A 13248-nucleotide genomic window follows, 5' to 3' on the forward strand; every position below is an offset into this window, starting at 1 on the left:
ATCAGCTCGCGATGGACCGAAGCGGCTGCGGCAGCGACCTTTTCGACCTTTGCGGGCCCAGCACCGCGCCGCCGTATGGCCGGCTCAACAACCGACGGGCGACCGCGTTGACCTCGTCGAGCGTCACCGCATCGATGTTGGCCAGGGTCTGTTCGATGGTGCGGTGTTCACCGAAATGCAGTTCGCTGCGGCCGATGCGGTTCATCCGCGAGCCGGAGTCCTCGAGGCCGAGCACCAGTCCGCCCCGCAACGAGCCTTTCGCGATCCGGCATTCCGCCTCGCTGATGCCGTCGCGGGCCACCGCCTGCAGCACATCGGTGGTCACCCCGACGACCTCGTTGAACCGTTCCGGCAGACAACCGGCGTAGACCGACAGCGCCCCGCTGTCGGAGAACGTGTCCACCGCCGAGTACACCGAGTACGCCAGCCCGCGGGTCTCGCGGATCTCCTGGAACAACCGCGAACTCAGACCCCCACCCAGCGCGGTGTTGAGCACCGACAGCGCCCACCGGTGTTCCCAGTGACGCCCCGGCGTGCGCACACCCAGCGTCAGGTGGGTCTGCTCGGCGTCGCGGCTGACCAGATGCAGGCTGGGCCGCCCACCCACCCTGCCGGTGCCCTTGCGGGGCGGCACGGACGTGCGCCCACGGACCAGTCGAGCCCCGAAGTACTCGCGCGTCAGCGCCACCACTTCGTCATGGTCGACATTGCCAGCGACTGCCAGCACCATCCGCTCGGGCGTGTAGCGCCGGACGTGGAACGAGTGCAGTTGCGCGCGGGTCATCTCCGAGATCGACTTCACGCTGCCGATCACGGGACGGCCCACCGGATGAGAGCCGAACATCGCCGACAGGAACACGTCGCCGAGGGTGTCCTCGGGATCGTCGTCGCGCATCGCGATCTCCTCGAGCACCACGTCGCGTTCGACCTCGACGTCCTCGACTGCGCACTGTCCGCGCAATACCACGTCGGCGACCAGGTCGATGGCCAGCTCCAGGTCGGAGTCGAGAACGTGCGCGTAGTAGCACGTGTGCTCCTTGGCGGTGAATGCGTTCAATTCACCGCCGACCGCGTCGACGGCCTGGGCGATTTCCACCGCGGACCGCGTCGGCGTGGACTTGAACAGCAGGTGCTCTAGGAAGTGCGCCGCGCCCGCCACGCTGTGGCCCTCGTCGCGCGAACCGACGTTCACCCACAGCCCGACCGATGCCGAGTGCACCGACGGGATGTACTCCGTGACCACGCGCAGGCCACCGGGTAACACGGTGCGGCGCACCGCCAATGACGACCCGTCGCCGCGTTCGCCGCGGCGCAACTCCCTAGCTGCTCGCCGTGGCGGCATCTGCTGGTGCAGTGTCGGCCGACCCTGCTGCCTCTGCTGCGTCTTCCTCGGCGACCAGGATCAGCGAGATCTTGCCCCGGTTGTCGATGTCGGCGATCTCCACGCGCAGCTTGTCACCCACCTTGACGACGTCCTCGACCTTGGCGATCCGCTTGCCGCGGCCCAGCTTCGAGATGTGCACCAGCCCGTCCCGGCCCGGCAGCAGCGACACGAACGCACCGAAATCGGTTGTCTTGACGACGGTTCCGAGGAACCGCTCGCCGACCTTGGGCAGCTGCGGGTTGGCGATCGCGTTGATGCGGTCGATCGCCGCCTGGGCCGATGGTCCGTCGGTCGCGCCGACGAACACGGTGCCGTCGTCCTCGATCGAGATCGACGCGCCGGTCTCCTCGGTGATCTGGTTGATGATCTTGCCTTTCGGCCCGATCACCTCGCCGATCTTGTCCACCGGCACCTTGATCGTCGTGATCCGCGGTGCGTACGGGCTCATCTCGTCGGGCCCGTCGATCGCCTCGGCCATCACCTCGAGAATGGTCAGCCGGGCGTCCTTGGCCTGGCTCAGCGCGCCGGCCAGCACCTGCGACGGGATGCCGTCGAGCTTGGTGTCCAACTGCAGCGCAGTGACGAACTCCTTGGTGCCCGCGACCTTGAAGTCCATGTCGCCGAACGCATCCTCGGCGCCGAGGATGTCGGTCAGCGCGACGAAGCGGCGCTCGGTCTTGCCGTCAACTTCGATGTCGTCGGAGACGAGGCCCATGGCGATGCCCGCGACCGGCGCCTTCAGCGGCACACCGGCGTTGAGCAACGCCAGCGTCGACGCGCACACCGAGCCCATGGAAGTCGAACCGTTGGAGCTCAACGCCTCCGACACCTGGCGGATCGCGTAGGGGAACTCCTCGACGCTGGGCAGCACCGGCATCAGCGCCCGCTCCGCCAGTGCGCCGTGGCCGATCTCGCGGCGCTTCGGCGAACCAACGCGGCCCGTCTCACCGGTCGAGTACGGCGGGAAGTTGTAGTGGTGCATGTAGCGCTTGCTGGTCTCGGGTCCCAGCGAGTCGATCTGCTGGGCCAGCTTCATCATGTCCAGCGTGGTGACGCCCAGGATCTGGGTCTCGCCTCGCTCGAACAGCGCGCTGCCGTGTGCCCGCGGGACGACTGCTACCTCGGCACTCAGTGCGCGGATGTCGGTGATGCCACGACCGTCGATGCGGAAGTGATCAGTCAGAATGCGTTGCCGCACAAGCTTCTTGGTCAGCGACCGGAACGCGGCACCGACCTCTTTCTCGCGGCCCGCGTACTGCTCGGCAAGCCGCTCGAGCACCTCGGCCTTGATCTCGTCGGTGCGGTCGTTGCGCTCATGCTTGCCCGCGATGGTCAGCGCCTCCGACAGTGCGTCGGTGGCCACCGAGGCGACGGCGTAGTAGACGTCCTCGCCGTACTCCGGGAACACCGGGTAGTCGGCGGTCGGCTTGGCGGCGCGCTCCGCCAGCTCCTGCTGGGCGGCGCACAGCGCCGCGATGAACGGCTTGGCGGCCTCCAGGCCTTCGGCGACGACGCTCTCGGTGGGCGCCTGCGCACCACCGGCGATCAGCTCGACGACGTTGTCGGTGGCCTCGGCCTCGACCATCATGATCGCTACGTCGCCGTCCTCGAGCGAACGACCGGCGACGACCATGTCGAACACCGCACGCTCGAGCTGCTCGACGGTTGGGAACGCGACCCAGGTGCCGTCGATCAGCGCCACGCGCACACCGCCGACGGGGCCGGAGAACGGCAGGCCGGCGATCTGGGTGGACGCCGAGGCAGCGTTGATCGCGACCACGTCGTACAGATCCTTCGGATCCAGGCTCATGACGGTGACCACGACCTGGATCTCGTTGCGCAGGCCGGCGACGAACGTCGGCCGCAACGGACGGTCGATCAGCCGGCAGGTCAGGATCGCGTCGGTGGACGGACGACCCTCGCGACGGAAGAACGAGCCGGGAATGCGACCCGCGGCGTACATACGCTCTTCGACGTCGATGGTCAGCGGGAAGAAGTCGAAGTGGTCCTTGGGGTTCTTGCTGGCCGACGTGGCCGACAGCAGCATGGTCTCGTCGTCGAGATAGGCGACGACGGCGCCGGCGGCCTGTTGGGCGAGCCGGCCGGTTTCGAAGCGGATGGTGCGGGAGCCGAAGCTTCCGTTGTCGATCACGGCGGTCGCCTCGTACACGCCGTCTTCAATTTCAACTACAGACATGGGTGTCCGTATGGCCTCTCTGGGTTCAGTGCTTGCACTGTTCAGCTGTTTTCGCGTCGTCACAGCTTTCGAACCACCGGCCCCGATGCGGCTACGGCCATCGATCGAAGCTGCCGGCAATTCATCCGGCAGCCACTACCGAAGACCGCGCGATCGAGCGGGTCCTGGTTATGACGCGCGGGAACGGTGCTCGCGGAACTGCGAAGACCGCACCCAAGGTCGTTCGAGCCGAAACGGCAGTCGAACGATGCCATCGTACTCTGCCGCAGGTACGGGGCCGAAATCCCGCGTCAGCGGCGCAGGCCGAGCCGCTCGATCAGCGAGCGGTAGCGCTGCACGTCGACCTGGGCCACGTACTTGAGCAGCCGGCGCCGACGGCCGACGAGCAGCAGCAGACCACGTCGCGAGTGGTGGTCGTGCTTGTGCACCTTGAGGTGTTCGGTCAGGTCGGTGATCCGCTTGGTCAGCAGGGCCACCTGAGCCTCCGGCGAGCCGGTGTCGGTGTCATGCAGGCCGTACTCGCTCAGGATCGACTTTTTCTGCTCGGCAGTAAGCGCCACGAAACAAACTCCATCTTCTCAGTTCGCGGGGAAGGGGCGTGCGCCCCCGGAAAGGCGTGGCCGCCGCGAACTGCAGCGCACACCAGGTCGGCGAGGAGTCTAACAGCGGCTGTGCGGTGCGGCGAAATCGCGCGAGCGCTCACCTATGCACGCTTGTTCACCCGTCGTCCTGGGGTTTCGTGTTCGAGACTGAGCGCTCGGCGTCACCGCGACAGGATCGTGCGGGCGTGCTCGGTGTCGGCGCCCATCTGCTCGACGAGGTCCTCGACGTTGGTGAACTTCTCCTGGCCGCGCAGCCGGGTCACGAAGTCGACCGCCACGTGCTGGCCGTACAGGTCGGCGGTGGTGTCGAGCACGAACGCTTCGACCGTTCGGGTGCGGCCGGAGAACGTGGGATTGGTGCCGACTGAGACCGCGGCCTGATACCGCTCACCTGGGACGACGCTGCCGGTGATCGGCCCGTGGCCCAGCACGGTGAACCACGCCGCATAGACCCCGTCGGCGGGAATCGCCGAATACATGGGCGGCGCCACGTTGGCGGTGGGAAAGCCGAGCACCTTGCCGCGTCCGTCGCCGCGCACCACAACGCCCTCCACGCGATGTGGCCGGCCCAGCGCCTCGGCGGCGGCGACGACGTCACCGGCGTCGACGCAGGACCGGATGTAGGTCGACGAGAACGTGACGGTCTCGTCGTGTGTGGGCTCTGCTACTTCAGAAACCAGAGCCATCCCCTCGACGGCGAAACCGAACCGCTCGCCGGCCTTGCGCAGCAGGGAGACGTTGCCCGCCGCCTTCTTGCCGAAGGTGAAGTTCTCCCCCACCACGACCTCCACCACGTGCAGGCGTTCGACCAGGAGTTCGTGGATGTAGCGCTCGGGAGTGAGTTTCATGAAATCGGAGGTGAACGGCATGACCAGGAAGACGTCGATGCCGAGTTCTTCGACCAGTTCAGCGCGCCGGGTCAGCGTGGTCAGCTGGGCGGGATGACTGCCGGGGAACACGACCTCCATCGGATGGGGGTCGAACGTCATCAGCACCGTCGGCACTCCACGCGAACGGCCGGCCTTGACCGCGTGGTTGATCAGCTCCTGATGACCGCGATGCACACCGTCGAACACGCCGATGGTCACGACGCATCGGCCCCAGTCGGTCGGGATCTCGTCTTGTCCCCGCCAGCGCTGCACGAGGGCAAGCCTACGGCGAATCGTGGGTCGGGCGCTTCGCTGGATGTCCAGATGAGGTGACCATTGCCTAAACTTTGCAACTGTGAATCCTGCCGGCGATGCGCGTGACCTGACGACCGTTGCCCAGGACTACCTGAAGGTCATCTGGACTGTGCAGGAGTGGTCGCAGGAGAAGGTCAGCACGAAGCTGCTGGCCGAGCGGCTGGGCGTGTCCGCGAGCACGGCCTCGGAGTCGATCCGCAAGCTGGCCGACCAGGGGCTGGTCAACCACGAGAAGTACGGCGCCGTGACGTTGACCGAGGCCGGCCGGGCCGCGGCGTTGGCAATGGTGCGCCGCCACCGGCTGATGGAGACGTTCCTGGTCCGCGAGTTGGGCTACAGCTGGGACGAGGTGCACGACGAGGCCGAGGTGCTCGAGCACGCGGTGTCGGACCGGATGCTGGACCGCATCGACGCGAAGCTCGGTCACCCGATCCGCGACCCACACGGCGACCCGATCCCCGCCGCCGACGGTCAGGTGCCCACCCCGGACGCCCGCCAGTTGTCGGCCTGCCACGACGGCGACACCGGCACGATCGCGCGCATCTCCGACGCCGATCCGGAGATGCTGCGGTACTTCGACAGCGTCGGCATCAGCCTGGACTCGCGGCTTCGGGTGCTGGCCCGGCGGGACTTCGCGGGAATGATCTCGGTGGCCATCGAATCGTCTGACGGCGACGATACGACGGTCGACCTGGGAAGCCCTGCGGCAGAAGCGATCTGGGTCGTCGCGAGCTAACGTCGCTCGAGCGTCGCCGGTTCGGACCGCGTGAGCCCGGAGGCCCGCACGAGCACCGCCAGCAGGATTGCGCCCAACAACAGCGCGGGTACATCGCCAAGGAGATGGCCCATATCGTGCTCGCCCCGCACCGATTGGACCGCCATGATCGCCGCGTGGACGACGCTGGACCACACCGCGAACCAGATCAGGCTGAGATGATTTCGCGGGTCGCGCGCCGCGTACAACAGGAAGACACCGAGCGTGACATAGAGGCCGACGATCATCATGAAGTAGTCCGAATGGTGCGGCGGCCCCGGATGCCATGCCCAACCCGAGGGCCAGAGCGCGGCCAACGGATATAGACAGATGGCGACCACTCCGAACACGGCGAGTGCGATTTGAAGAGCCTTGTATGGAGACGGCATTTTCGGCTCCCATCTGAAGAACGGGATGTCAGTATGCGCGCCAATGCGGTGGCCTACAAGGTCGCCGGGCGCAGCACCACCACGGATTTCGTGCGCTCCGAATGGTCTCTCAGCAACGCGATGACGTGCCCGTCCGGGGCCGTCGCCGCGTAAGTACCGGCGATACCAGCCGCTTTCAGCGGCCGACCGTGGCGGGTGTCCTCTGCCTCGCCCGCGGACAGCTCCCGCCGCGGAAACGCCAGAAGGCATGCGGCGTCGAGACTGTGGGACAGTCGCGGCGCGTCGGCGAGATCGTCGAGCGTGCGGGCCTCGCTCAACCCGAAGCCGCCGACCCGGGTGCGCCGCAACGCGATGAGGTGACCGCCGACTCCCAACGCGGCGCCCACGTCGCGGGCCAACGCGCGGATGTAGGTGCCGCTGGAGCAGTCGACTTCGACATCCACATCGACGAGTCCGGGGTGCCGGCGGACATCGAGCACATCGAACCGGTCGATGCGGACGCGGCGCGGCGCCAACTCGACGGCGCTTCCCTCCCGGGCGAGCTTGTAGGCGCGCTGACCGTCGACCTTGATCGCGCTGACTGCGGACGGAACCTGTTCAATCTCCCCTCGGAGTTCGGCGACCGCCCGGTCGATCTGCACATCGGTGACCTTGTCGGCCGAAACCTCCTGCAGGACTTCACCTTCAGCGTCATCGGTGGAGGTGGCCTGCCCCAGCCGGATCGTCGCGGCATACGCCTTGTCCGTCGCTGTCAGCAGGCCGAGGATCTTGGTGGCGCGTCCGATGCCGACGACCAACACCCCGGTCGCCATCGGGTCCAGCGTGCCGGCGTGGCCGACCTTGCGGGTGCCGAAGAACCGGCGGCAGCGCCCGACCACGTCGTGGCTGGTCATGCCCGCGGGCTTGTCGACGATGACCAGGCCGGCCTCGGTCACAACACGATCGCAGTCAGCGCGATGCCGTCGCGAACCGACCACCGGCCCGACAGCGTTTCCAGCGGCGGCCCGTGCTCCGCGGCGGGATCGATCAGGACGCGCGAGACGAATGCACCCGAGGTACCGCTGTCGTCGACGTCGAAGACGATGTGCGCGTCCTCGAAGCCCAACCAGCGCCGGGTCACCGGAAACCACGCCTTGTATGTTGCTTCCTTGGCGCAGAAGAGAATTCGGTCCCAGTGCAGACCGGCGGGCAGCTGCTTCAGTTCAGCTCGCTCGGCGGGCAGGCTGATCGCGTCGAGCACCCCGTCGGGCAGCACACCGTGCGGTTCGGCGTCGATGCCCACCGAACGCACCTCGCTGCGGCGGCCGACCACCGCACCGCGGTAGCCGTCGCAGTGGGTCAGAGAGCCGACGACGCCGTCGGGCCAACGGGGTTCACCCTTCTCGCCCTTCAGGATCGGCACCGGCCCGATGCCGAGGTCACCGAGCGCCTGCCGGGCGCAATACCGCACGGTGACGAATTCGTTGCGGCGCTTGGCCACCGACCTGGCGACGAGTGGTTCCTCTTCGGGCAACGGCGCCAGATCCGGCGGATCACCATAAAGTTCCGCCGCAGCGAGCGAATGCGTCGTCGCGGGCAACACACCGGACAGCAGTGATGCGGCGATCGTCATCGCGCGGCCTGCCTGTCGCGGATCCGTTGCTGCATCTTCTGGGCGTTGTCCCGCATCTCCTGGGTGATCTGGAAGTGGCCGCCGAACTCGTTGAGGTATCCGGGCGGGTACTGCGGATCCGGCAGGATCTGGCGCATCCAGCGATACGGCTTGCGGCGCCGCCACTCTCGCGGATAACCGACCGACACCTCCTCGAACCGCACGCCGTCGTACCACGTGGTGCGCGGGATGTGCAGGTGCCCGTACACCGAGCAGACCGCGTTGTAACGGGTGTGCCAGTCAGCGGTCGCGGTGGTGCCACACCACAGCGAGAACTCCGGATAGAACATCGCGTCGCAGGGTTCGCGCACCATCGGGAAATGATTGACCAGCACCGTCGGCGTCATCCAGTCGAGATCCTCGAGCCGCTTGCGGGTGTAGGCCACGCGGTTGCGGCACCATGCATCCCGGGTCGCATACGGTTCGGCCGAAAGCAGGAACTCGTCGGTGCCCACGACATTCTTCTCCCGCGCGATCGCGAGCCCCTCGGCCTTGGTGGCCGCGCCGGCGGGCAGAAATGTGTAGTCGTACAGCAGGAACATCGGCACGATCGTGGCCGGGCCGCCCTCCTCGGTCCACACCGGGTACGGGTGCTCGGGCGTGATGATGCCCATCTCGTCGCACATGTTGACCAAGTAGTCGTAGCGGGCCTTGCCGAAGATCTGCATCGGATCCCGGTTGGTGGTCCACAGTTCGTGGTTGCCCGGAATCCAGATGACCTTGGCGAACCGCTTGCGCAGCAGATCCAGCGCCCAACGAATCTCATCGGTGCGTTCGGCCACGTCGCCGGCGACGATGAGCCAGTCGTCGGGAGAGGCCGGATACAGCGACTCTGTCACGGGTTTGTTGCCGGTGTGACCGGTGTGCAGGTCGCTGATCGCCCAGAGGGTGGGCCGCCGGCCGTCGCGTGTCACAACTGACCAGGGTACTTAAGCGGATCTCGACGGCTCGCCCGGCAACTAGAACAGGTTCTCGCTTCCTGTCCGGCCGCTGGTGACCGCCCGCTAGACTCCCCGCAGGGTCGGACCGACGGACAAAGGGGTGTGATGGTCGCCAAGCTGCGCCTGGTGTCGGTGCTGTGCGCAATGGTCGCCGCGGCGGTCGTGGTGTGGCAGACCAATCCGGCGGGTGCCCCGCAGGTCGATGCGAAAGACATTCCGATGACCAACGTCACCACGTCGATCAAGTGGCCCGTCATCGAGACGACCGACCCGTCCCCGTTCAACCCGTGCAAGGAGATCCCGCTCGACGCGGTGCAGGCCATGGGTCTGGCGTACACACCGCCGATTCCCGAGGACCAGCTGCGCTGCAAGTACGACGCGGGGAACTACCAGATGGCCGTCGAGGCGATCGTCTGGCGCACCTACGAGCAGACGCTGCCCGCCGACGCGGTCCAACTCGACATCGACGGGCACCGCGCCGCGCAGTACTGGATCATGAAGCCGACCGACTGGAACAACCGGTGGTGGATCACCTGCATGATCGCGTTCGACACGAGCTACGGCGTGCTGCAGCAGTCGCTGTTCTACTCGCCGATCTACTCGAACCCCGACCCTGACTGCATGCAGACCAACCTGCGACGCGCACACGAGCTGATCCCGCACTACGTGTTCTGAGGTTTGACGGCTCAGCCGCTCACTCGATTTGACGGCTCAGCCGTCGTGCTCGATGTGGTCCATCGGACTCGAGCGCTTCAGCATGCGTAGCCTCGACGGGGTGACCTCCGTCGCCGTTGCTGCCTCCAGCCCCAAGACCGCGCGGCTCGCCGGACGCACGCTGTCACGTCTGCTGCGTCTGCCACCGCACACGTGTGATTTCGAGATTCACAAGGAACGTGTGCCGATGCGCGACGGCGCCGAGCTGAGGGCCCACCATTACGCGCCCGCGACAGCAAATCCGGCAGGCACCCTGCTGGTTCGCAGCCCCTACGGCCGAAACTTTCCGATCGCCGCGCTCTACGCCCGCGTCTATGCGTCGCGCGGCTATCACGTCGTCTTCCAGAGCGTGCGCGGCACGTTCGGCTCCGGCGGCGACTTCGAGCCGATGGTGAACGAGGTATCCGACGGCGCCGACACCGTCAAGTGGCTGAGGGATCAGGAGTGGTTCACCGGGTCGTTCGGCACGATCGGGTTGTCGTATCTGGGCTTCACGCAATGGGCGTTGCTCACCGATCCCCCGCCGGAGATGAAGACCGCCGTCATCACGGTCGGCCCTCACGACGTCAGCGGGCCGCGGTGGGGCACCGGCTCCTTCGGGTTGAGCGACTTTCTCAGCTGGAGCCATCTGGTCGCCTACCAGGAGGACCGGAACAGATTGCGGGCAATGCTGCGGCAGGCGCGGTCGCGGCGGCTCGTCACCCGCGCGACGAGGGGGCTGCCCGCAGGCGAGGCCGGCCGGGCACTGCTCGGTGCCGGCGCGTCGTGGTGGGAGTCCTGGCTCGAGCACCCGGAAGCCGACGATCCGTTCTGGACGTCGATGAACATGCGCGAGGCGTTGGACCGCACCGATATTCCGGTACTGCTGATCGGCGGCTGGCAGGACTTGTTCCTCGAGCAGACGATCGCCCAGTACCGGCGACTGCATGAGCGCGGGGTGGATGTCGGGTTGACCGTCGGCCCGTGGACGCACACCCAGCTGTTGACCAAAGCCGCGCCGACCGTCATCCGCGAGACACTGGACTGGTTGGGAACGCATCTCGATGGCGGGACGAGCGCGCGACGTCAGCCGGTGCGCGTCTTCGTCGCCGGCCGCGGTTGGGCGGACCTGCCCGAGTGGCCGCCGGCGATGCCCGAGGTGGTGCGCTACCTGCAACCGGGCGGACGCCTCGGCGACGCGGTACCGCCGGAGACCGCAGCGCCGTCGACGTTCACCTACAACCCGGCGCATCCGACGCCCACCGTGGGCGGCAGGTTGCTGTCGCGCGAGGGCGGTTACCGCAAGGACATCAGCCTGGCTCAGCGTGCCGACGTGCTGAGCTTCACCGGTGACCGCCTGCCCGCCGACCTGTACGTCGTCGGGACGCCGGTCGTGGAACTGTCGCACTCCTGCGACAACCCGCACAACGACGTGTTCGTGCGCGTGAGTGAAGTTGACGCGAAGGGACGGTCCCGCAACGTCAGCGACGGCTACCTCGGGTCGGCCCCCGATTCCGGCGTTGTGCGCATCGAGTTGGATCCGGTCGCACACCGGTTCCGCGCCGGTTCCCGCGTCCGGGTGCTGGTGGCCGGCGGGTCGCACCCTCGCTTCGCCCGCAACCTCGGCACCGGCGAACCGCTCGGTACCGGCAGTAGGTTCGCGTCGGCGACGCACACCGTGCACCTCGGCGACGGCGCATCCCGGCTGCTGCTGCCCGCTGGACCGCAACCGCCGTCGGCCGACTGAGCGGCGCCCTTACTCAGCCGACCGAGCGCCGCACCCGCTCGGCGACATCGTGCAGCGTCGCGTCGTCGTGCACCGGCGGCGCCCACTCGGGGTCGACAGGCAGTTCCAACCAACTGGTACAACCCGCGTAGTCGGGCGTGCGCGCCAGGCGCAGCGGCCGCACCAGCGGGCTGGCCTGCACGACGAGTGCGGTGAGCCGATGCCTGGGACGAAAGTCGAGCCGGTCGGTGCGCACCGACTCGTTGGTCCAGATATGCAGCGGTGCAATGGATTCCAGCATCTGCGGACGGTTCACCTCGACGGCGGCGACGACTCGGGCGCCCGCGCGGATCACCACTGCGTCATCGCCACTGTCGAGCGCCGCGGCGTCCAGCAGGTTGCGGTGCTCGGCGCGCACCCGCTCGGTATGGCTGTGCGCGACCGTCGGAAACAACAGGAAGCGTGACGCGGTCACGGCGAAGCGCTTCTCGCGGATGCCGCCCTTGCGCAGCAGCATCGTCTGCCGACCGTCGAGCAGCGCCAGCACCGCAGCGCTCCACTCCTTGAGCGCGGTGGTCATTCGGGACTATCGCGCCTTGGCGGCGTCGATGCGGGCGCGCACCTCGGGCCGGCGCAGCGGCGGAACGGTCTTGGGCGGTTGGCGCCGTGGCGGCAGCGCGGCGAGCAGTCGTCGGGTCGTGGCGGTGACGTCGGCGACGGCCGCCTCGAAGACGTCGACGTTGGCGGCGGTCGGCCGGGTGATACCGCTGACCTTCCGGATGTATTGGCGAGCGGCGGCCTCGACCTCCTCGTCGGTCGCCGCCGGCTCCAGCCCGCGTAGCTCGGTGATGTTTCGGCACATGGCTCCACGATAGGTTCGGTTGGTGACCGACGACGACATCCTGCTCATCACGACACAAGACCGGGTGCGCACGCTCACCCTGAACCGCCCTCAAGCGCGCAATGCGCTGTCGGCCGACCTGCGCAGGCGGTTCTACCGCGCGCTCGGCGACGCCCAAGGCGACGACGCGGTGGACGTCGTGATCGTCACCGGCACCGACCCGGTTTTCTGCGCCGGCCTTGACCTCAAGGAACTCGGCGACACCACCGAGTTGCCCGACATCTCGCCCAAGTGGCCGCCGATGACCAAACCGGTGATCGGCGCGATCAACGGCGCCGCGGTCACCGGCGGCCTCGAGATCGCGCTGTATTGCGACGTCCTGATCGCGTCCGAACAGGCCAGGTTCGCCGACACGCATGCCCGCGTCGGGCTGCTGCCGACCTGGGGCCTCTCGGTGCGGTTGCCGCAGAAGGTCGGTGTCGGCATGGCCCGCAGGATGAGCCTGACCGGCGACTACCTCTCCGCCGAAGAAGCCCTGCGCACCGGCCTGGTCACTCAGGTGGTGCCGCACGCCGAGCTGATGCCGACGGCCCGACAGGTGGCGGCGTCGATCGTCGGCAACAATCAGCGCGCCGTGCGCGCGCTGCTCGCGTCCTATCACCGCATCGACGAGGCGCAGACCAATGAGGGGCTGTGGATCGAGGCGGCGTCGGCGCGGGAGTGGATGCGCACCGCCAGCGGCGAGGACATAGCCGCCAACCGCGATGCCGTGCTGCAGCGAGGCCGCGCCCAGGTCCGCTGACCGTCTTCCCTTGTTTCGCGAGCGTGCGGGTTTGCACTCGACACGCCGCAATCCCGCTGCAGGTTGTGCACGCTCGTAGGCTGA

Annotated in this window: 14 protein-coding genes; 4 read left to right on the forward strand and 10 right to left on the reverse strand. The window is 67.6% G+C overall.

The window, feature by feature from the left end; translation table 11 throughout:
• Position 1: 1 nt before the first annotated feature.
• The 4 genes from G6N18_RS07075 to G6N18_RS07090 all read right to left on the reverse strand — a co-directional run bounded on the left by G6N18_RS07075 (position 2) and on the right by G6N18_RS07090 (position 5325).
• Positions 2–1342, reverse strand: coding sequence for a M16 family metallopeptidase (locus tag G6N18_RS07075; RefSeq protein WP_082949435.1), 1341 nt, complete (start codon positions 1340–1342; stop codon positions 2–4).
• A complete protein-coding gene (locus G6N18_RS07080) occupies positions 1320–3581 on the reverse strand; it encodes a polyribonucleotide nucleotidyltransferase (protein ID WP_067224956.1) in 2262 nt (753 codons plus the stop codon). Before G6N18_RS07080 ends, G6N18_RS07075 begins: the two co-directional genes overlap by 23 nt.
• Positions 3582–3871: 290 nt before the next feature.
• Positions 3872–4141, reverse strand: coding sequence for a 30S ribosomal protein S15 (gene rpsO / locus G6N18_RS07085; protein ID WP_067224957.1), 270 nt, complete (start codon positions 4139–4141; stop codon positions 3872–3874).
• Between the two features lie 203 nt (positions 4142–4344).
• Positions 4345–5325 carry a bifunctional riboflavin kinase/FAD synthetase gene (locus G6N18_RS07090; RefSeq protein ID WP_067224958.1) on the reverse strand — a complete coding sequence of 327 codons (981 nt, stop codon included), beginning with the start codon at positions 5323–5325 and terminating at the stop codon, positions 4345–4347.
• An 82-nt stretch (positions 5326–5407) separates the two neighbouring features.
• Here G6N18_RS07090 and mntR point away from each other — a divergent pair, with 82 nt between their 5' ends.
• On the forward strand, positions 5408–6103 hold the full coding sequence (gene mntR, locus G6N18_RS07095) for a manganese-binding transcriptional regulator MntR (protein WP_082999905.1): 696 nt from the start codon (positions 5408–5410) through the stop codon (positions 6101–6103).
• On the opposite strand, the gene G6N18_RS07100 is transcribed toward mntR, so the two are convergent.
• From G6N18_RS07100 to G6N18_RS07115, 4 genes are read right to left on the reverse strand one after another with little or no spacing between them, the layout of a single operon-like run.
• Positions 6100–6510, reverse strand: a complete 411-nt coding sequence (locus G6N18_RS07100) for a DUF6632 domain-containing protein (RefSeq protein WP_067224960.1) — start codon at positions 6508–6510, stop codon at positions 6100–6102. The two genes, mntR and G6N18_RS07100, sit on opposite strands and share 4 nt — an antisense overlap.
• 53 nt (positions 6511–6563) lie before the next feature.
• The gene (gene truB / locus G6N18_RS07105; RefSeq protein WP_082999904.1) at positions 6564–7445 is read right to left on the reverse strand and encodes a tRNA pseudouridine(55) synthase TruB; all 882 of its coding nucleotides are present in this window, start codon (positions 7443–7445) and stop codon (positions 6564–6566) included.
• On the reverse strand, positions 7442–8122 hold the full coding sequence (pptT, locus tag G6N18_RS07110; RefSeq protein ID WP_082999903.1) for a 4'-phosphopantetheinyl transferase PptT: 681 nt from the start codon (positions 8120–8122) through the stop codon (positions 7442–7444). Before pptT ends, truB begins: the two co-directional genes overlap by 4 nt.
• On the reverse strand, positions 8119–9075 hold the full coding sequence (locus G6N18_RS07115; RefSeq protein WP_082999902.1) for an ACP phosphodiesterase PptH: 957 nt from the start codon (positions 9073–9075) through the stop codon (positions 8119–8121). Before G6N18_RS07115 ends, pptT begins: the two co-directional genes overlap by 4 nt.
• A gap of 132 nt (positions 9076–9207) precedes the next feature.
• Between G6N18_RS07115 and G6N18_RS07120 the strand changes: the two genes are divergently transcribed.
• Both G6N18_RS07120 and G6N18_RS07125 read left to right on the forward strand, forming a co-directional pair.
• Positions 9208–9777 carry a DUF3558 domain-containing protein gene (locus tag G6N18_RS07120; RefSeq protein ID WP_082999901.1) on the forward strand — a complete coding sequence of 190 codons (570 nt, stop codon included), beginning with the start codon at positions 9208–9210 and terminating at the stop codon, positions 9775–9777.
• Between the two features lie 82 nt (positions 9778–9859).
• Positions 9860–11542 (forward strand): CocE/NonD family hydrolase, encoded by a 1683-nt coding sequence (locus tag G6N18_RS07125; protein ID WP_083000015.1) that lies wholly within the window; start codon positions 9860–9862, stop codon positions 11540–11542.
• A gap of 13 nt (positions 11543–11555) precedes the next feature.
• On the opposite strand, the gene G6N18_RS07130 is transcribed toward G6N18_RS07125, so the two are convergent.
• Both G6N18_RS07130 and G6N18_RS07135 read right to left on the reverse strand, forming a co-directional pair.
• Positions 11556–12101, reverse strand: a complete 546-nt coding sequence (locus tag G6N18_RS07130; protein ID WP_082999900.1) for a DUF1802 family protein — start codon at positions 12099–12101, stop codon at positions 11556–11558.
• A gap of 6 nt (positions 12102–12107) precedes the next feature.
• Positions 12108–12383, reverse strand: coding sequence for a DUF2277 domain-containing protein (locus G6N18_RS07135; RefSeq protein ID WP_067225123.1), 276 nt, complete (start codon positions 12381–12383; stop codon positions 12108–12110).
• A gap of 22 nt (positions 12384–12405) precedes the next feature.
• Between G6N18_RS07135 and G6N18_RS07140 the strand changes: the two genes are divergently transcribed.
• A complete protein-coding gene (locus tag G6N18_RS07140) occupies positions 12406–13164 on the forward strand; it encodes an enoyl-CoA hydratase (protein WP_082999899.1) in 759 nt (252 codons plus the stop codon).
• Positions 13165–13248: the final 84 nt, after the last annotated feature.

The sequence above is a fragment of the Mycolicibacterium celeriflavum genome (assembly GCF_010731795.1).
GTDB classification, from domain to species: domain Bacteria; phylum Actinomycetota; class Actinomycetes; order Mycobacteriales; family Mycobacteriaceae; genus Mycobacterium; species Mycobacterium celeriflavum.

What these genes read in the sequence shown, in the direction of transcription:
- G6N18_RS07075 (WP_082949435.1), bottom strand. Translation starts at nt 1,342, where the DNA reads ATGCCGCCACGGCGAGCAGCTAGGGAGTTGCGCCGCGGCGAACGCGGC.
- G6N18_RS07135 (WP_067225123.1), bottom strand. Translation starts at nt 12,383, where the DNA reads ATGTGCCGAAACATCACCGAGCTACGCGGGCTGGAGCCGGCGGCGACC.
- G6N18_RS07100 (WP_067224960.1), bottom strand. Translation starts at nt 6,510, where the DNA reads ATGCCGTCTCCATACAAGGCTCTTCAAATCGCACTCGCCGTGTTCGGA.
- pptT (WP_082999903.1), bottom strand. Translation starts at nt 8,122, where the DNA reads ATGACGATCGCCGCATCACTGCTGTCCGGTGTGTTGCCCGCGACGACG.
- G6N18_RS07125 (WP_083000015.1), top strand. Translation starts at nt 9,860, where the DNA reads ATGCGTAGCCTCGACGGGGTGACCTCCGTCGCCGTTGCTGCCTCCAGC.
- G6N18_RS07130 (WP_082999900.1), bottom strand. Translation starts at nt 12,101, where the DNA reads ATGACCACCGCGCTCAAGGAGTGGAGCGCTGCGGTGCTGGCGCTGCTC.
- G6N18_RS07080 (WP_067224956.1), bottom strand. Translation starts at nt 3,581, where the DNA reads ATGTCTGTAGTTGAAATTGAAGACGGCGTGTACGAGGCGACCGCCGTG.
- G6N18_RS07120 (WP_082999901.1), top strand. Translation starts at nt 9,208, where the DNA reads ATGGTCGCCAAGCTGCGCCTGGTGTCGGTGCTGTGCGCAATGGTCGCC.